This window comes from Mesorhizobium sangaii, from assembly GCF_014207355.1.
Lineage (GTDB): Bacteria > Pseudomonadota > Alphaproteobacteria > Rhizobiales > Rhizobiaceae > Mesorhizobium > Mesorhizobium sangaii.
Map to the genome: position 1 here is coordinate 1 of NZ_JACHEF010000014.1, position 16,952 is coordinate 16,952.

17 protein-coding genes and 2 pseudogenes are annotated in these 16,952 nt (G+C 58.6%); 15 read left to right on the forward strand and 4 right to left on the reverse strand.

Annotated elements, in window-relative coordinates:
* The first annotated feature begins 627 nt into the window (after positions 1 to 627).
* The 11 genes and pseudogenes from sctW to HNQ71_RS33110 all read left to right on the forward strand — a co-directional run.
* A complete protein-coding gene (gene sctW, locus HNQ71_RS33065) occupies positions 628 to 1,611 on the forward strand; it encodes a type III secretion system gatekeeper subunit SctW (protein ID WP_184878795.1) in 984 nt (327 codons plus the stop codon).
* The gene (locus tag HNQ71_RS33070) at positions 1,608 to 1,970 is read left to right on the forward strand and encodes a type III secretion system chaperone family protein (protein WP_184878798.1); all 363 of its coding nucleotides are present in this window, start codon (positions 1,608 to 1,610) and stop codon (positions 1,968 to 1,970) included. Before sctW ends, HNQ71_RS33070 begins: the two co-directional genes overlap by 4 nt.
* Before the next feature lie 3 nt (positions 1,971 to 1,973).
* Positions 1,974 to 2,342, forward strand: coding sequence for a type III secretion apparatus assembly protein SctX (gene sctX / locus HNQ71_RS35770; RefSeq protein ID WP_343068314.1), 369 nt, complete (start codon positions 1,974 to 1,976; stop codon positions 2,340 to 2,342).
* Between the two features lie 6 nt (positions 2,343 to 2,348).
* Positions 2,349 to 2,729 (forward strand): hypothetical protein, encoded by a 381-nt coding sequence (locus HNQ71_RS33080; RefSeq protein ID WP_184878804.1) that lies wholly within the window; start codon positions 2,349 to 2,351, stop codon positions 2,727 to 2,729.
* Positions 2,726 to 4,819 (forward strand): type III secretion system export apparatus subunit SctV, encoded by a 2,094-nt coding sequence (gene sctV / locus HNQ71_RS33085; RefSeq protein WP_184878819.1) that lies wholly within the window; start codon positions 2,726 to 2,728, stop codon positions 4,817 to 4,819. The genes HNQ71_RS33080 and sctV overlap by 4 nt, the downstream gene beginning before the upstream one ends.
* 11 nt (positions 4,820 to 4,830) lie before the next feature.
* Positions 4,831 to 6,192, forward strand: a complete 1,362-nt coding sequence (gene sctD, locus HNQ71_RS33090) for a type III secretion system inner membrane ring subunit SctD (RefSeq protein ID WP_184878835.1) — start codon at positions 4,831 to 4,833, stop codon at positions 6,190 to 6,192.
* Positions 6,189 to 6,401, forward strand: coding sequence for an EscE/YscE/SsaE family type III secretion system needle protein co-chaperone (locus HNQ71_RS33095; RefSeq protein ID WP_184878838.1), 213 nt, complete (start codon positions 6,189 to 6,191; stop codon positions 6,399 to 6,401). The genes sctD and HNQ71_RS33095 overlap by 4 nt, the downstream gene beginning before the upstream one ends.
* A 45-nt stretch (positions 6,402 to 6,446) precedes the next feature.
* Positions 6,447 to 6,689, forward strand: coding sequence for an EscF/YscF/HrpA family type III secretion system needle major subunit (locus HNQ71_RS33100; RefSeq protein ID WP_184878840.1), 243 nt, complete (start codon positions 6,447 to 6,449; stop codon positions 6,687 to 6,689).
* Positions 6,690 to 6,946: 257 nt separating this feature from the next.
* Positions 6,947 to 7,230 (forward strand): annotated as a pseudogene (locus tag HNQ71_RS33105) (IS21 family transposase); the annotation flags it as partial.
* Between the two features lie 558 nt (positions 7,231 to 7,788).
* Positions 7,789 to 7,911: a hypothetical protein gene (locus tag HNQ71_RS35600; protein ID WP_281391492.1), complete on the forward strand. Its 123-nt coding sequence runs from the start codon at positions 7,789 to 7,791 to the stop codon at positions 7,909 to 7,911.
* Between the two features lie 802 nt (positions 7,912 to 8,713).
* Positions 8,714 to 8,920, forward strand: a pseudogene (locus HNQ71_RS33110) (YbaK/EbsC family protein); the annotation flags it as partial.
* Positions 8,921 to 9,026: 106 nt separating this feature from the next.
* Here HNQ71_RS33110 and HNQ71_RS33115 read toward each other — a convergent pair.
* Together HNQ71_RS33115 and HNQ71_RS33120 are read right to left on the reverse strand one after the other, a co-directional pair.
* The gene (locus tag HNQ71_RS33115) at positions 9,027 to 9,383 is read right to left on the reverse strand and encodes a hypothetical protein (protein WP_184878843.1); all 357 of its coding nucleotides are present in this window, start codon (positions 9,381 to 9,383) and stop codon (positions 9,027 to 9,029) included.
* A 447-nt stretch (positions 9,384 to 9,830) separates the two neighbouring features.
* Positions 9,831 to 10,886 carry a cytochrome-c peroxidase gene (locus tag HNQ71_RS33120; protein ID WP_184878846.1) on the reverse strand — a complete coding sequence of 352 codons (1,056 nt, stop codon included), beginning with the start codon at positions 10,884 to 10,886 and terminating at the stop codon, positions 9,831 to 9,833.
* A 587-nt stretch (positions 10,887 to 11,473) separates the two neighbouring features.
* Here HNQ71_RS33120 and HNQ71_RS33125 point away from each other — a divergent pair.
* Complete coding sequence (locus tag HNQ71_RS33125; RefSeq protein ID WP_184878849.1) at positions 11,474 to 11,938, forward strand: Ros/MucR family transcriptional regulator; 465 nt, start codon at positions 11,474 to 11,476, stop codon at positions 11,936 to 11,938.
* A 241-nt stretch (positions 11,939 to 12,179) separates the two neighbouring features.
* On the opposite strand, the gene HNQ71_RS33130 is transcribed toward HNQ71_RS33125, so the two are convergent.
* Positions 12,180 to 12,392, reverse strand: a complete 213-nt coding sequence (locus HNQ71_RS33130) for a cold-shock protein (RefSeq protein ID WP_184878852.1) — start codon at positions 12,390 to 12,392, stop codon at positions 12,180 to 12,182.
* Positions 12,393 to 12,596: 204 nt separating this feature from the next.
* Here HNQ71_RS33130 and HNQ71_RS33135 point away from each other — a divergent pair, with 204 nt between their 5' ends.
* Complete coding sequence (locus HNQ71_RS33135; protein ID WP_184878855.1) at positions 12,597 to 12,845, forward strand: hypothetical protein; 249 nt, start codon at positions 12,597 to 12,599, stop codon at positions 12,843 to 12,845.
* 24 nt (positions 12,846 to 12,869) lie between these two features.
* Here HNQ71_RS33135 and HNQ71_RS33140 read toward each other — a convergent pair whose 3' ends face one another.
* Positions 12,870 to 13,139 (reverse strand): hypothetical protein, encoded by a 270-nt coding sequence (locus tag HNQ71_RS33140; protein ID WP_184878858.1) that lies wholly within the window; start codon positions 13,137 to 13,139, stop codon positions 12,870 to 12,872.
* 708 nt (positions 13,140 to 13,847) lie between these two features.
* Here HNQ71_RS33140 and HNQ71_RS33145 point away from each other — a divergent pair.
* Both HNQ71_RS33145 and HNQ71_RS33150 read left to right on the forward strand, forming a co-directional pair.
* Positions 13,848 to 15,251 (forward strand): M16 family metallopeptidase, encoded by a 1,404-nt coding sequence (locus tag HNQ71_RS33145; protein ID WP_184878861.1) that lies wholly within the window; start codon positions 13,848 to 13,850, stop codon positions 15,249 to 15,251.
* Between the two features lie 7 nt (positions 15,252 to 15,258).
* On the forward strand, positions 15,259 to 16,653 hold the full coding sequence (locus HNQ71_RS33150; RefSeq protein ID WP_184878926.1) for a M16 family metallopeptidase: 1,395 nt from the start codon (positions 15,259 to 15,261) through the stop codon (positions 16,651 to 16,653).
* Positions 16,654 to 16,952 lie beyond the last annotated feature (299 nt).

Sequence of the window (16,952 nt, forward strand, 5' to 3'; positions counted from 1 at the left end):
TCTCCGAATTCGGCATCGAAAGCCTTCAAAACCTCATCGCCATCCATCGCGACGGAAACAAATAGGTCCGTCCGCGTCCCTCACCGGATGGATACAATATTTCGCTCGGTGCCGGATCATATTCTGATTCCCATATGCATTTTGTATGTACTCATAACGGCTTCATATTTGTTATGCATGTCATGAAGTTATAAAACGTATGGACTGACTCTCGTTGGCCCGTCGGAAAGGGAATGAGCGCAGCCCACTGGCACAGTTCGCTTCGATGTGCGCTGCCCAGACGTAGCTTCGATAGGAGCGAGCACCTGAGCCCTAGATGGTGGGAAAAAATGCGGATCCACCCAGCCTTGCACCACCCAGCTACGGAATGGCAAGTCGGCCCGCGAGGAAGCCCGCACACTCTGCAGTGCAATGCCGCCTGGCCCCAGAAGGATAGAGGTCGGCCGGACGCCGAGACAATCCGCCATAAGACCGCACGGAGCCGAAGTGATATCTGATGGGACGGTATTCGAAACGGCGCTTTCGCGCCTTTGCTCTGATCGGACAGCGATCGAGTCGGTCCCGGTGCACCTGGGCTCATGGCGCGGTGAAGTTGTTCGCATGGTGACACCTACACAGGCGACTCTCTTGGAACAAGCAAAGGAAGAGCGCACTTTCGGTTTTTCCGAGGCGATGGAGTCGAAGGGGCTAGCAGCCCGCAAAATCTCCGAGGAGCGCAGAGCGCCGCCGCTCAGCGCAGTCCACGAGATAGAATCCTATTTCGAACGTCTCCCGTGTTTCGACCGTGCCGAGTTGCAAGGGCTGTTGCGCGATATCCGCAGCGACGATTCTGCCTTGCAGGATATACTCCGAAAGGTCCGCTGGCGGTTCGCTGACCCCTCTTGTGCCTATGCGGAACTCGATCTAGCGGCGCGAGAGTTGCGACGCGAGGGCCTCGACAAGCTTGCCGTACGGACGGATGGTGCCAAGGCCCAACTCATGGCCGAGCAGGGGGTGGCTGTTCGTGCCGGCCTCAATATTTCCGTTGCAGCGTCTGAACTAGCGGCGGGAGATCAAGGACTCGCTGCAGAGCTGCGTGATTTCTATCGGGCCACGGTCTCCAGCGATCCAGGACCGTTCCAGGTTTACAGGGAGATTCTCAGAAAGTCTGGAGTCGAGGGCTTTGCATGGCGTGTCGCCTTTCTTACGCGTGCGCTCGGCGAGGACATCGCCTCTGCTGGCCCGTCGGTCGAGCCCGCTCGGCTATATGAGATCCTCAGCGGATTATCGGCGCTGCGGGTGCTGGATACTGTGCACGAATCCTGCGAAAAGATGGTCGAACGGATGCGGCGGCGAAATATCATCAATATCACCGCTGCAGGCGTGATGTGGCACTTATTACCGTTAGTCGAAGATCCCGTTCCTGGTCCGTCGAAGGTCATCCCCTTTCTGGAACGGTTAGGAATCCCTCCCGTTCACCTTGATTTGCAGATTGCCGCACTGTGCGACTGTCGAAATCTTCTCGCGATGATTCCGGTCGGGGTCTACCGCGACTTGGAGGCAAGAGAATCGACGTTGCGGGCAGTAGAGGAAGCGATGGACATCCGCATTGAACAGGAAGAGAGTGCATGAGCGCCCTCGCTTCTATTCAGGCTTTTTGCTCGGCGATGGGACTTCCTCCGCAGGCGCCCCCATTAACGCTGCGTTTTGAACGATCGGGCGATCTCCACATCGAGTGTCGCGATGGCTCTGTCGTAATGTACATAACGCGCCCCTTGCCGCTTCACCGCCAAGGGATCGCCGCGGCAGCTCTCAAGGCGGTACACCCGGATCGTGCGCTTCCGCACATGGTGAACGTCGCCTTTTATGGCGAGGCGTTGTTGGTCCTGCTCATCAGCATTGCTGAGAATCGCATCGATCTTCCAACTCTAGAAACCGGAGCGCAGGTTCTCGTGCGGCTCGTCGACGAAATTGATGCCGCAGCGCGGTGATATATGATTAGAATCGATTCCGGTAGCTTGAATTATTCTGCTCCAACCGTCTCTGGATCGGCGGAACTGCGCCGAACAGGCCTCATAGTCGATGCTCGGTCGGCTTTGCAATTCGATCAGCTATACGACGCTCCCACCGTCGATGACCTGATGATGGCCGCCTTCGCGCCTCCGATCGCCAATCCCGGAATTCTCGAGTCGCCGACTTACGCCGTGACGCTCAAAGCCGCACATGCATCGCTGGCCGATTTGGCTGCGCAAACGGGAGACCCTGATCGTGCCGTGCTCCGGGATGCGCTCTCGGTACTCGATCGGGCGCAATTCGACCGTTTTCTTTTCGACGACGCCTGCCGTGCTTTGATGCGAGGATAAACCTGAATGATTGAACCGTTTATCAGTGCCGACAAGCGCGATGCGCTATCGGTGCTAGCGTATCTCTACATTAAGTTTGGCCTTCTTCACGATGCAGCCAAGCTCCTACTCGCTCTCGAGCATCTCGACTCTGCATGGGGCTGGGCACGACATGCACGCTGTCTGGCATTGCTGCGAGCGGGAGACTGCGAGGAGGCCGCTGCCGAGGCGGGTCGGCTTCTTCTGCACGCGCTGAATGATGAGGAGCGATTCCGGATATTGCAGGTGCGGGTCAAGGCTTATTGGAAACTCGGCCTCAGATCCGAGGCGAGAGCCTGTCAGCGAATGGTCACAATACTGCTGACACAGGCGGCCGTGCCGGGTGCGTCGCGGGGAAGGACATCGTGAATTTTCTCAACAAGGTCCTGGCAGTTGCGACGGGCCGGAACGACATTATTCTGGCGGGGCTATTGGTTGCCATCATTTTTATGATGATCATTCCGCTGCCGGCCGTCCTGATGGATGTGCTGCAGGCTATCAACCTTGGGATTTCCGCGCTGCTGCTGATGGTGGCGGTCTATATTAAGTCACCCCTCGCGTTCGTCTCCTTCCCGTCGGTGCTTTTGCTGACGACGCTCTTTCGGTTGTCCCTCGGTATCGCTGCGACACGCATGATCTTACTGCACTCAGACGCCGGCCAAATCATCAAGACTTTCGGCGATTTCGTGGTGGCTGGGAATCTCGTGGTGGGCGCAGTTACTTTCTTGATCATCACCATCGTGCAGTTCGTCGTCATAACGAAGGGGTCCGAGCGCGTGGCTGAAGTCGCCGCACGCTTCTCCCTGGATGCGATGCCAGGCAAGCAAATGAGCATCGACGGCGACCTGCGTGCCGGCGCCATCGATATTCAAGAAGCCCGTCGCCGCCGCATCGCCATCGAGCGCGAGAGCCAATTGTACGCCGCGATGGACGGTGCAATGAAGTTCGTCAAAGGTGACGCAATCGCAGGTGTGATCAGCATCTTCGTGAACATCATGGGCGGCATTGCGATTGGTGCCCTGCAAAAGGGCATGGGCTTGTACGAAGCGCTCGAGATTTACACCATCCTGACCATCGGCGACGGGCTCGTCGGTCAGATTCCGGCTCTCTTCACCTCAATCACGGCAGGATTCATCGTCACGAGGATAAGCGACAGGGAAAAGGGCTCAGATCTCGGCAGTGAGATTGGAGACGAAGTCAAAGCCCAGCCACGTGCCCTGATCGCAGGATCCGTCATCCTAATTCTGTTCTCTTTGGTACCTGGCTTTCCTTCGGCAATTTTCGTGATATTGGCAGTATTGGCTGGAGGCGGCGGCTGGTTATTGCAGCGCAGGCGGCCGCTTTCAGCGCCATCGATTTCCTACTCGGTCGCCGGCGTCAGGGCGCCGGTGACGGCGTCGGACGGGCCGGCTGAACGGAGCGGCGAAGGCTGCGATGCCATCACGCTCACGGTTCCTCTGATGCTCGACATTGGTCGAGACGTTCAGGGCATCGTCCGGCCAGACTGGCTGAACAAGGAGTTGGCCGCTGTGCGGCAGGCGCTTCTTCTCGATCTTGGCGTTCCCTTTCCAGGCATTAATCTGCGTGTCAGCGACAGCAACAAGGATGGCGCTTACACGATCATGGTAAATGAAATTCCATGTGGTGAAGGATCGTTACGGGCGCAGCACATTCTGGCTCGTGATATGCCCGAGAACCTCGACCTTGTGGGCATTCCGTATGTTCTCGATAAGCCATTCCTGCCTCAGATCGAGACCACGTGGGTGGACATCAAACATCGCGAGTCGTTGCAAGCCGCCAGTATCCCATTTTTTGAACCGGTTCAGATCCTCAGCTACCACATTGGACACGTCCTGCGTCGGCAAGCAGATGAGTTTATCGGAATCCAGGAAACAAAAATTCTGCTGAATCAAGTGGAAGGATCTTTCCCGGAACTCGTAAAGGAGGTGCTGCGGACCGTTCCTCTGCAGACCATTTCTGAGATCTTGAAGCGACTGGTTTCCGAGGAGGTCTCGCTGCGCAACATGCGCGCTATCCTAACCGCGCTGGTCGAATGGGGACCGAAGGAAAAAGACACAGTTCTGCTCACTGAGCATGTGCGCTGTGCATTGAAAAGGCAAATCTGTTTCCGGCATTCTGTCGGCAGGACCCTGTTGCCCGCCTACATTCTTATGCCGGAAGTGGAAGATAAGGTGCGTAATGCTATCCGGCAGACTTCCGCGGGCAGTTATCTCGCCCTCGACCCTGGCATCACTCGGCAAATCATTGATAAGGTGCGGGATGCGATAGGCGATGTCGGCCAGCAACCGCATAAGCCAGTGCTACTGACCTCTATCGACATCCGCCGATACTTGCGCAAGATCATCGAAGTCGATCTCTACGGGCTACCCGTGCTCTCCTATCAGGAACTTGCCCCCGATATCTCCGTACAGCCGCTGGCAAGGATATCGCTGTCGTGAGAGGTACGAACATGGAATATGTTGGTCTGGCTAGCGATGATGCCAAGCTGAGCCTACGCGTGCTGTCCGGTCCCAACCGGGGTGCAGAGACCCCGCTCGAGGAAGGCGTCTGGCTGATCGGTGCCAGTTATACCGATGACCTCACCTTCGCTGATCCGGAACTGGCTGCCACACATCTTCGCATTACCGTCGAGGCGGGACGCATCCATATTATTGCGCTCGCAGCGGGGGTGCGCATCGGGACCAAAGATCTCCCCGTAGGGAACTTGACGGTGCTCGATCGGCTAACACCGGTACAGGTCGGGCGGACGATTTTTGTGATCGGGCCGGCCGGGAGCAGCTTTCCCGAGGCGGACTCCATAGGAAACGGGGAGCCGGACACTTCCGCGCCGCTTGCCCCTCCCGAGCTGGCGTCGGCCTTGATCGGCCGACGGATCCATCTCATGGCAGGTTCGATACCGCGGCGATTACGGCTCGGGGCGGTAGCTTGCACGCTCCTGATTATGCCCTTCGTCGTGTTTTGGGCCGCCATAGGGCGAGTTCCCCCCTCCGCCTCAGGAACGTCTCCGGCCACTGACCCGATGAGGATCGTGCGACAAATCATTCACGAATTGAATGGCGCTCGAAACGTCAACATTACCTGGGTTGATGACAAACTCGTCATCCAAGGAGACTTCCGAGGCGGAGACGATGCTGAACTACGAGTCGCCCTGAACAACGCTGGCCTTGAGGCGGAAGTGATATCCAAACCACCGACCACTCTATCGGCTTCGCAGCTCATCGACCTCGTGACGACGGTCATAAGCGGCTTCGGAATCGAGGGCAGCGTCCGCGTGATCGGCGCCGGAGAGATCACGATAACAGGATATGGACCCAGCGATGCGAAGGTCGAAGCAGCGCTTCATCGACTGCAGCAGGATATTCCGGGGATAACCGAAATTGAAAACGCGATCGTGACACCCGACGGCGCTCGCGTTTTTCTAGAGACCGCGATGACGGCCCAGCTGCGGCGCTCCATTCACGTCTTGACGAAGGCAGACGGCGTTCTCGTTTCGGGGGCTCTGGCTCCGACTGCTTTTGAAGCGTGGCAGAATGTCGCTTCTCGATTTCAGGAGAGGTTCGCACCCTACATCCCGCTCGAGACGCAGTTCACGCCGGTCATATTGCCGGCGCCCAGAGGCGTACACCTTGGCCGAACGCCGTTCATCGTCATTGAGAATGGAACGCGCCTGAAGATTGGCGACAGTCTCGGGAGCTTGGGCCAAATCGTTGACATAGACCGAGGCGGAATTTCTGTGCGCATCGGCGGGGATGAGATGCATGTTCCTTATCCGAGCAAGCCAAAATGGACGGTGGAGGAGGAAAACGGGTGAGCGAAGCCATAGCCATGTTTGACTTTCAGAGACAGTTGCAAAGGGATTTCGACGGCGCAAAGAGATCCGCCCTAGAGAAGGAATTCGATACCTGCCGGCAATTGTTGAAACGTGAAATGGATGCTGGCGTTTCGAAACAGGAATTCGAAGTTTTGGCGGCGATAGTGGACGCGATAGGCGCGGCGACAGAGGTGATCAATACAATATGAATGGTGGTACCGTAATAAAGAAATACCGATACCTTGGAGATAACTATGTCGCCTATTTCTGGCCATAACCTTACCGTCAGCAGTATCAGTAGCAGTCTCGGTAATGCTACTGTTGAAGCAGAAAGAAGTCTTAACAGCCTCATGGCATCCATGGAACCGGACAACCCGACCGATCTTATTAGAATTCAATCCCTCGCTCAGCAATGGAGCCTGAGCCTGACTTTGGAATCCGGCGTTATCAAATTGCTTTACGACGCTCTCAAGGGAGTGTCCCAGAAAATAAGCTGAACATTTGGTAGATTGCACCATCTTGCCACTTTTCTGGCCTGGGTTGCAGCAGTACTTCATTGATGCATTCTCAGGTTGGCGCCCGGATTGCGCAGATCGTCTTGCGCTAGACCGGCTTTTTTGGGCTCCGCGCCCACGGCAACCGGTCAAAAGATCCGATGAGGAGGCGTGGACAGCGACCTGCGCTCTGGCAAAGCGAGTTGCAAAAGTAAACCATCTTTACGCTGGAGGACTAGCATCAATGAACGCCAGGAACACGCGCGGGCGACAAAGTCTTCGTGGATTATTCCGGCAAGAAGATACCGATCGTTGATCGACACACTGGCGAGATCCGCGAGGCGGAGATCTTCGTGGCGGTCCTGGGAGCATCCAGCTTCACATATGCCAAAGCGACCTGGACGCAAACACTTCCCGACTGGATCGGTGCTCATGTCAGGATGTTTCGTTTCTTTGATGGCGTTCCCCGACTGATCGTTCCCGACATTTCAAGTCGGGCGTTAGCTGCGCCAGCTTTTACGATCCCGAGATCAACCGCAGCTACGGCATGATGGAACGTTGAAGCCACGAAGGGGGAAATTTCCTGCGCTTAAGTGGCCGAGAGCGCAGGCAAGCCATGGCTAACATCTCGACCCGCGTCTTCGATGGCAGCGGCGGCGAAGCCCAATACATATGAGTTGCCACCTGCCGTGATGTCGAGAGATCGTCACTTATTTGTTTCGCCGAGATGTCTGCGCTACTCTGACGGGCAATTCTTTCGAGTGTCTGCGGTGCGCCGCCGGCTGCACCCGTGGTTTCTCTGAGCGAATAACCCTCGCGGCCGTGGTTCTGACCTCGGCAAGGAACTCCGAGGGTCGGAGGTCTCGTATTCGCGATCGGATTCAGCACTTGCTGACAACTGCCTGCTCGACATGTTTCACTGAATAATTGAAGCCCTGCCGAGGCTTTGCAAGTCTTGGGCGCATTGGCGCACCCGCCGCCCGCTCTCATCTGCTGCGCGCTTCGGCCTGTGGACAGCAGACAGCGAAGCCTCCGCGGCCGCGAAAATCTCGCGACGGCGGCTCGATTCCGGGACCGGGCCGCCATTTTGGGGAGGTGTTCCGTGCAGGTACCTGGCGTGGATCACGCCATGCATCTCCTGACCGCATCATTGCCAACGCCCTCCTACAGCCCGGCCGAGCCTCCCGACCGCCGCATCGATGATGACGATCCCCTGGAAGAATAGTCTCTTTTGAAGAGTGTGACGGTCTGCGCCGTCTTTCCGTGTTTCAACCTATGCCGTGGCCTCCTGCCGCACACGGCGAAGCGGTCATTGTACCGTGCAACACCAACTGGAAATACGACAGGCGGATCACAATAATCAGGTCTGGGCTAAAGATTTTTCGCGCAAACCCCGAAAAAAGAAACCACAGCTCTTGGTCTTCACGCCGCCGCTTGGACTTAGTTGGAGAGGTCATCAGTCCGGCCGTTCCGAAGCGGCCCAGTTCCCACTCTTTGATCCGGCATCGTCGCCGAGATGTCGACGGGCGCGTTGTAGAGCGTGACTTTTCGTCGGCTCGTGGTCGAGTAGCTCAGCCATTCGGCTTTCGCCCTCACAGATCCGCGCGGGCGGATTTCCCGCAACCGGCTCTTCCCGCGGGTAACCCGCGTCATATGTTGCCCCGCCGCCAGCCGACAGCGCGGCAAGGATTGAGAGCGACGAAGCTTCGCTAACGCCTACATTTCTCCGGTATTCAGACGCTCCAGGCGGAACTTCGCATTGCGAAGTTCATGTCCGGCTTCGAAACGTCGATGGCTCCCCATGGGTGTGGTCGCCATGAAGTCGCGCTCCAGTTCGGCTATGCGCGCGGGCACCTGCCAGGCCTCGCCCTGACGCAACGCTTAGATCCATTCACGCCCGCGCTTCGGTCTTCCTGCCAACACCCAAAGACCTTGTGGGGCTATGCCACCGAGACCCTAATTTCCGGCAAGCCGAAAGGTTCTAAATTTGACAAGTCCAGTCGCATCGGCATCGCCGTCGGCGTTGGCGGCTTGACGCGCGCATCGACAACCGCAAATCGCGTGATGCGTTCGACGGCCAGCCACGCGCGCTGCACAAGCACGTGGTGGAAATCACCGGCCGCCCGGTTGGCGGCGTTTGCCCCTTCGGCCTCGCCTCGCCACTGCCGGTCTATTGCGATGTGTCGCTGCGCGCCTACGATCACGTGGTGCCGGGGGCCGGCGCAACCAATGCACAGTAAGAACCGGCGCCAAATGATGCGACACTGCTAAGAGGCGGACCTGCGGCGGATACAATAATCGAGTGACAACGATGGGCTGCCAAAGCGCAGTGACAGGCCGTTAAGCGCCCGGCAGCGTACCCTTCGCTGACATCTGGATGACATCGAGCAGGATGGCCAGCCCGACGCCGCACGCGGTCAGGATGAGGCCCGCCATGAAGATGCGGTTGGCGCGTTCGTAGATAGGTCGGCGCAGCGAACTCATGTCGAGCAGCTTGGACAGGGCCCGCATCTGCAACGCGATGCCGACCAGAATCGGCACAACGGCGAACAGGTCGTAGAGCCGCCATGGCACGGGGTTTGCCGCCCAATGCGTGACGAAGCCGAGCGAAAAAGCAAGCAGGATGCCCACCACGGTGATTGTGCCGTTGCGGAAAATCGTCTCGATCAGCTCTTCCTTCGGATCGTGCTCGTCCAAGCGTCCCTCCCCTCCCTCAGCCGTAAGAGGGCTTTGCACAGTGTGAGACTAAGCTCTCGGGAAAGCCTGTACATCGCCACCAATTAGTCAAGAGAGCTTCTGGCAAAGCGAACAGGTAGCTGTGCAGGGAATTAGCGGAACTGGGCGGTGAAACGCCGTTGACTTTGGCACAGACTGAAACCGGCGACCGAGGCCTTGTGCCCTATCGCCTCATATGGGGCGCTCCTCGTTGTAGTATCTCCGACAATCCTCCAACTTTTCGAACTCTTTTGGCCTGACTTGCGCCAGTTACCAGCATGATGCCATCGCAACGAGCTGGGGACGGAAGCATTGCCTGCACTTTGGGATCATGCCAGGCATTGCCTTCTCAAAGAGGTCGCGATCGTCTCCTACCAGTAATGGTCCCAATCATTCTTGATTGCGACTTTCCGTAGTCAGCTCCGGCCATTATTTCCCTAAGATCTGCGATGCAGGTCGAGGCGTTGTCGCCGTTTCGGCGGGTAAGATAGGCAAGACGACATCGGGTACCTTTCCGGTCAGCGAGTTAAGGAAGGCAACGAGCAGGTCGACTTCTTCGACCTTCAATTCTTCGCCGAGCTGGGTAGTCCCCATGATGGCCACGGCCTGTTTCAGATCCCAAACCTTGCCCGAATGAAAGTATGGCGCGGTGAGTGCCACGTTGCGCAGCGGCGCCACGCGGAAAACATAGCTATCGTCGGCTGAATTGGTGACGGCAAAGCGGCCCTTGTCTTTTTCCGGCCGTACCTCGGCGCTGGGCTTTTCAATAAGCCCGAATGCGTAATAGGCCTCCCCGCCAACGTTGATGCCGGCATGGCAGGACGAGCACCCTTTCTCCATGAAAAGCGCCAGGCCCTGTTTCTGTTCGGAAGTCATGGCGGCGTCATCGCCATTGAGGAAAGCATCGAAGGGGGCCGGCGTTACCAGTGTCGCCTCAAAGGCTTCAACTGCCTTGGCTAAGTTGTCGAAGGTGACGCGATCGGCCTCACCTGGGAAAGCTGCATTGAACCAATCGACATATTGCGGCATCGACTTGACCGTCGCGATGACTTGACCCGGTGTGTTGGCCATTTCGACACCGGCTTGGACCGGTCCCTTGGCCTGAGCCTTCAGGTCTTCGGCGCGACCATCCCAGAACTGAGCGATGTTGAAGACAGCGTTCAGCACCGTCGGCGCGTTGCGCGCTCCCTTTTGCCAACCATGGCCGATCGAGGTTTCAAGATTGTCGTCGCCCCCGGTGGCCAAGTTGTGGCACGAGTTGCACGACAAAACGCCTGACGCCGAGACGCGCGGATCGAAGAACAGTGCCTTGCCGAGGGCGATCTTTTCCGGTGTGATCGGGTTGTTGGCGACTGCCGGCGTGGTGGATGGCAAAGCCTTGAAAGTGCCCAATGCCGTTTCTCTGAGGTCGGCGGGGATCGGTTCGGCAGCAAAAGCGGTGGCGGTCGGCAAGGCGACAGCCACCGCAGTGAATAACATTTTCATAAAGGATCTCCGAGCGTTGTGCACCGAAGCCATTGTGGGATATGCGCTTCGTGGACGCCCTGCGCTAGATCAACGGCGGGAGAGGCCCGGGCCTGACGGCCAGACTTTATCGGGCTTGTGATCGAATGGCGGAAACCGCCACCCAGGCTGTGACCAACGCACCGATTGTGGATCCCAACACGGGGCCGGCGCCATCGCAATTTGCTCGCGCTGACGGCCGGGTTGACTCCTTGGGGGTGGCGACGACCACCATGACAATGTCAAAGCGGAAAGGCATCGCGGAGACTTTGAGGGTCGAAGCCATGTATCCGATGACGTACGAAGCCTTCAGCGGCGCGAAATAGCTTCGGCTTTTTCATTTTGCAGAATTCAAACGGAGGCGATCGAGACTCAAAGCCAACTCCGACCAAGTTACGGGACAGCCAACACCGAGCGGATCAACGTGCATGACGGTGGGATGCGGCGCTATAGACCGCGATGCTGGGTGAACATCGCAATAATCCTGTGGAGACAATTGTTGCGTTCAGCGGCAACCCCCACTATGAAGCGACGCTTCGCCGATATGTTCCAGCCGCCCGGAGATTTTCATGACAGAAGAAGCCGACAAAAACATCGACAGCCTCATCGAGCTCACCGCCGATGTCGTCTCAGCCTATGTCTCCAACAATCCGGTTCCGGTGGGGGACCTCCCTGCTCTGATCGGCCAAGTGCATGCGGCTCTGAAAGGCACGGCTGGAAGCGTCCCCGCAGAAGAGCCACTTGTCGTCAAGCCTGCAGTCCCGATCAAGAAGTCGGTGACACCGGACTACATCATCTCCCTTGAGGACGGGAAGAAATTCAAATCGCTAAAGCGCCATTTGTCGACCCACTACGGGCTGACGCCGGACGAATATCGCGCGAAATGGGGCCTGCCGGCGGATTATCCCATGGTCGCCCCGAACTACGCCGCAGCGCGCTCGGCATTGGCCAAGACGATGGGGCTCGGCCGCAAACCGAAGGAGCCGGAAACGCCGGCGCCGGCGAAGCGGACCCGCAACAAGGTCGCGGCTTGATCTCGGCAACCGAGTTCGTTTTGGAGTGCGCTGCTGCCATTGGCGTGATCTGCGCGGAATATGAAAGGCGGGGAGCAACCCCGCCTTGTCTTTGCAGACAGCCTGGTCTCAGGAATTCGCGACGGCTTGCAGCAGTCTGCCGACCGATTCTCCGGTCAAGCCATGTTCTCGCCCACACTTGTCGAGCGGGTCAGCCCACCCTGCCGCGTGCTTCCGGCTCTTGCGGGACGCAGCCGAAAAATCAGCCAGCTTTGCTGAGGTTGCCAGCGGATGACTTGCCAGTGCGACGGTCCTGTTCGATCTCATAGTTGATCGTCTGACCGTCATTGAGGGTCGAAAGGCCCGCGCGTTCGACAGCGGAAATGTGGACGAAAACATCCTGACCGCCATTGTCGGGCTGGATAAATCCAAATCCCTTGCTGCTGTTAAACCACTTCACTGTTCCGGTCGCCATATGCGTATTCCTTTGTAACAATTGCAACGTGGGCCATTTGCCCAGTCCGATTCATAGCTGAGACTGGCAAAGCAAAAACGAAAAAATTGCAGGACGCGGCGCGGCTCGATCTGCTGATGGTGGCTCGTGCCACTGGGTCAATGCCGGGTGGTTGACGTCGGCACCTTAGTGCATACCCTGGCGAGGGCTTGAAGGAGTTCGGGATTGGATTGTTTCGAAAGGATCGAGGCGTTGATCGATGCGGCCAGCGCGGATGCGATCGATAGGGCGCGCGTTTTGCTGGACCAGTTCGATGATAAGTCACAAACAATCGCCCAGGCGATCGACGACTTCCTGCTTGATTTGATGACCCTGGTATTTGTTTTAGAAAACACCCCAGAGATGTTCCATTATCCGGCGCGGCGGTTGGCACATTTGAAATTGACCAGGGTCAGGCTGTTATTGGCATCATAGCCTTGAGCTTAGAGCCGGCCCCGGTTAGAAGGCTCGATCTGTTCGGCGGCTCACCCAGCGCGCAAAAACTGCCTGCATCGCTTCTGCAAAATTCCGTCGCCCTTCGGCCAGCGGCGGCTGCAACTGCTCACCTTTCCAGCATTTGCCGCTCCGATCGGAAAAGAAAACGGTCAACGCCACACGGACTTCAGTGAATAGCGCACTCGGCATGGCGCCCACGAGAGCACCTCCCGTCGCTGCCTTGTTTTGTTGGTTTTTCAAAACGGCAATGCGCTCTTTGTCGGCTTGGTGCACGGCCCAGCGTCTAGTCGGGAGGTGTACACACATTGCCTCGCGATCTCGAATAGCTTTGGACAACTCTGACAAGCACGCTTCCCAGGTCAGACCCGGCGATGCGACGCTCTAGCCAGGTGCCCTTGAGCCTACTTGACGTCGGCCTGGCAAGCTCCCCTCGCCTCTCCGCCACCTCAACTGCGAATAGCCTGGCGGCCAGCTCTTTCCACCGGCCACGCTCCTGACCCGCTGCTCGCTCAGCGTTGCCCTGGACTGCCTGTCGAGGAAAGCGTTCCGAATCGTTTTCGTTCCTCAGTGCCGCCGCCAATTCGAGAAGCTTCCTATCCTCCGCCGCGGCAGCGCGCTCAATCGTTTTCCGCACGAGCAAGATATTGTCGCAAACGCTTCGCGTTCGGGGGTGTCCGATGTCCGACAATGTCGAATACGCAACATAGCAGAGTCCGATTAATCACACTGCCGAAAGGCTTTTCTAGTTTGGCATGGCACTTGCGCTGTCATCCGCAAACGCCTCACGGACCAAGGAGAAGCCGTCCCATGATCACGTCATCGAAAAATACTGCGAGGGGTTTCCCGGATGCATCCAAAGACGAGGCTCGAGCAAGGCCTGGCAACACGAAGACGGTTGCTTATCAGGCTCGGCGCTGCGCGACGATCCACCTTCTCGCGCAAGAGGAGACGGGGGCGCAGAGCCTTCAAAATGAGGAACAAATGACTTTGCCTCGACCCCTGCCGAGGCCACCACAACCGGAGCCATCCACCAAACCTCCGTCTCGGTGGCTGAGGGCATTAATTGCGACCGCCTTGGTCTTCGCGACGACCGCTCCGGTTCTGGCCGCCAACGACGACCGCATGGTGAGAAATTTCCTGCTCGACAACGGCATGGAGGTGGTCGTCATCCCCGATCACCGCGCGCCGATCGTCACCCATATGGTGTGGTACAAGGTCGGCAGCGCCGATGAGCCGCCGGGCAAATCCGGCATCGCGCATTTCTTCGAGCATTTGATGTTCAAGGCCACGGCAAATCACGGTGCCGGCGAGCTGAACCGCGCGGTGTCCGAGATCGGCGGCTCGCACAACGCCTTCACCTCTTACGACTATACCGCCTTCTATGAGACGGTGGCGCCTTCCGCGTTGGAGCAGATGATGGGCTTCGAGGCCGACCGTATGCGCAACCTCAGCCTCACCGACGACGATATCAAGACCGAGCGCGACGTCATCCTGGAGGAGCGCCGCTCGCGCATCGACAACGATCCGCGGGCGGTGCTGGACGAGGCGGTCGACGCCACGCTCTGGCAGAACCAGCCCTACCGAATACCTGTCATCGGCTGGATGCAGGAGATGGAGAAGCTGAACCGCACCGACGCCGTCGCCTTCTACAACAAATATTATAACCCCAACAACGCCGTGCTGGTGGTGGCCGGGGACGTCGCGCCGGAGACGGTAAAGGCGCTGGCCGAGAAGACCTATGGGAAGCTACCGCGTGGACCCGAGCTGCTGCCGCGAGTCCGGCCGGTCGAGCCGGAGCAGAACACCAGGCGCACGGTGACGCTGACCGACGCGCGCGTGTCGGTGCCGAACTTTTCGACGCATTGGGTTGTGCCGTCCTATCGCACCGCTGAGCGCGGCGAGGCCGAGGCGCTCGACCTCCTGGCCGAAATCCTCGGCGGCGGCAGCCGCAGCCGGCTCTACCAGCAGCTCGTGGTCAAGCTGGGCATCGCCGCCGAGGCTGGCGCCTGGTTTCAGGGCACCATGCTCGACGCCACCAATTTCACCGTCTACGGCGCGCCGCGCGGCGACGCCAAGCTCGCCGACCTTGAGGCTGCGGTCGATGCCGAGGTGGCCCGCATCGCCAAGGACGGCGTCACCAATGACGAACTGGACAAGGCTAAGGACCGCCATGTCCGATCGGTAATCTTCGCCCGCGACAACCAGGACGAACTCGCCAGCATGTATGGCTCCACGCTTGCCACCGGCGGCACCGCAAACGACGTCGAGGAATGGCAGGACCGCATCCGCGAGGTCACCCCCGATCATGTCAAAGCGGTTGCCGCCCGCTATCTCGGGTCCGACCATTCGACCACCGGCTATCTCTTGCCCAAGACGGAGAATTGATGTGACGATGAACCAACACCGTGCCGCCTTTGCACAAGCCCTGCCTTTTCCGCGTTCAGCGGCGCAAGGCAGCGTCGCGCGCCTCGCCACCCCACTGCCCATCGTCCTCCTCGCCATCCTCTTCCTCGTCCTGCCGGCGCTCAGGGCCCATGCGGCGATGAATATCCAGGAGGTGAAATCTGAAAAGGGCATCATCGCCTGGCTGGTGGAGGACCATACGGTGCCGATCATCACCATCCGCTTCGCTTTCGACGGCGGCTCTACCCAGGACCCGGTCGGCAAGGAGGGGCTGGCGAACCTGATGACCGGCCTGTTCGACGAAGGCGCCGGCGGTCTCGACAGCGATGCCTTCCAGGTGAAGCTTGACGACGCCGGCGCCGAGATGAGCTTCGACGCGGGGCGTGACGGCATCTATGGCTCGATACGCCTGCTTTCCAAGCGCCAGGACGCCGCTTTCGATCTGGTCAAGCTCGCGGTGAACAGGCCTCGCTTCGACAAGGAGCCGGTCGACCGCATCCGCGCCCAGGTGCTCTCCGGTATCATCGCGAATGAGCGCGACCCCGAGGCGATCGCTCAGCGCAAATGGCTGCGCGCGATCTATGGCACCCATCCCTATTCCCGGCCGGACGAAGGGAACATAGTGAGCCTCGCCGGAATCACGTCGGCCGATCTCGGCGCCTTCCACAAGGCCACTTTCGCTCGCGACGGGCTCCATGTTGCCGTGGTCGGTGACATTGACGCAAAGAGGCTGAGTGAAAAGCTCGACCAGCTGTTCGGCGATTTGCACGAGAAGCAGACGCTCTCCCCCGTTGCCGATGTCGCCGCGAAACTCGGACAGCAGGTGGAGGTAAACTACGAGCTTCCGCAGACCTCGCTGCGATTGGCTTTTCCCGGCATCGGGCGCAGCGACCCGGAATTCTATGCCGCGCAGCTGATAAACGATATACTCGGAGGCTCGCCATTTACCTCACGTCTTTTCCAGGAAGTGCGCGAAAAGCGCGGCCTTGCCTATGGCGTCGGCTCTAATCTGGCCGGTTACGAGCATTCTCATGCGCTGCTGGTTACGACGGCGACACGCTCGGACCGCGCCGCCGAGACGCTGAGCATCGTGCGTCAGGTGGTGAAGGATATGGCGGAGAAGGGACCGACGAAGGCCGAGCTCGAGGCGAGCAAGAAGCATCTGATCGGCGCCTATGCTATCAACGATCTGGATTCCTCCAGCTCGATTGCAGCCACGCTCGTCGGATTGCAGCTCGACAATCTCGGCACCGACTACATCCAGCGCCGCTCCGCTCTCATCTATCAGGTGACGCTTGACCAGGCCAAGGCTGCGGCGAAGAAGCTGCTTTCGGCCGAGCCCGCCATTATGGTCGTTGGCCCGCCGCTGGGGAGCAAAGGATAAGCCAAGGAGCCTAATTGTCTTCCTCGTGCCCTTGAGGCCTTTTCGCGTGGGGAGCGAAGTCCGGTTCGGTGGCTAGTGAGGTTTTTTAAAGGCCCGCGGAGCGGTTTTCGCGGGCCTTGAGAGGCATTTGCCGGTTCAGGCGGTCGATCCGCCTAATTGTGGCGCGCTCCTTCTCACCCTAACCTTTCTTCAGGCGGCTAGAGAACGGGGATCGTGGCCCGCAGACTGGGCGTAGGCCGCCAGCATCCACTGCGTCTGGATGGCCAAGCCGATGTCCATTGTTCATTCGTTCGACTAAT

What these genes read in the sequence shown, in the direction of transcription:
- HNQ71_RS33125 (WP_184878849.1), top strand. Translation starts at nt 11,474, where the DNA reads ATGACAGAAGAAGCCGACAAAAACATCGACAGCCTCATCGAGCTCACC.
- sctD (WP_184878835.1), top strand. Translation starts at nt 4,831, where the DNA reads ATGGAATATGTTGGTCTGGCTAGCGATGATGCCAAGCTGAGCCTACGC.
- HNQ71_RS33145 (WP_184878861.1), top strand. Translation starts at nt 13,848, where the DNA reads ATGACTTTGCCTCGACCCCTGCCGAGGCCACCACAACCGGAGCCATCC.
- HNQ71_RS33150 (WP_184878926.1), top strand. Translation starts at nt 15,259, where the DNA reads ATGAACCAACACCGTGCCGCCTTTGCACAAGCCCTGCCTTTTCCGCGT.
- HNQ71_RS33120 (WP_184878846.1), bottom strand. Translation starts at nt 10,886, where the DNA reads ATGAAAATGTTATTCACTGCGGTGGCTGTCGCCTTGCCGACCGCCACC.
- sctX (WP_343068314.1), top strand. Translation starts at nt 1,974, where the DNA reads ATGATTAGAATCGATTCCGGTAGCTTGAATTATTCTGCTCCAACCGTC.
- HNQ71_RS33080 (WP_184878804.1), top strand. Translation starts at nt 2,349, where the DNA reads ATGATTGAACCGTTTATCAGTGCCGACAAGCGCGATGCGCTATCGGTG.
- HNQ71_RS33130 (WP_184878852.1), bottom strand. Translation starts at nt 12,392, where the DNA reads ATGGCGACCGGAACAGTGAAGTGGTTTAACAGCAGCAAGGGATTTGGA.
- HNQ71_RS33070 (WP_184878798.1), top strand. Translation starts at nt 1,608, where the DNA reads ATGAGCGCCCTCGCTTCTATTCAGGCTTTTTGCTCGGCGATGGGACTT.
- HNQ71_RS33100 (WP_184878840.1), top strand. Translation starts at nt 6,447, where the DNA reads ATGTCGCCTATTTCTGGCCATAACCTTACCGTCAGCAGTATCAGTAGC.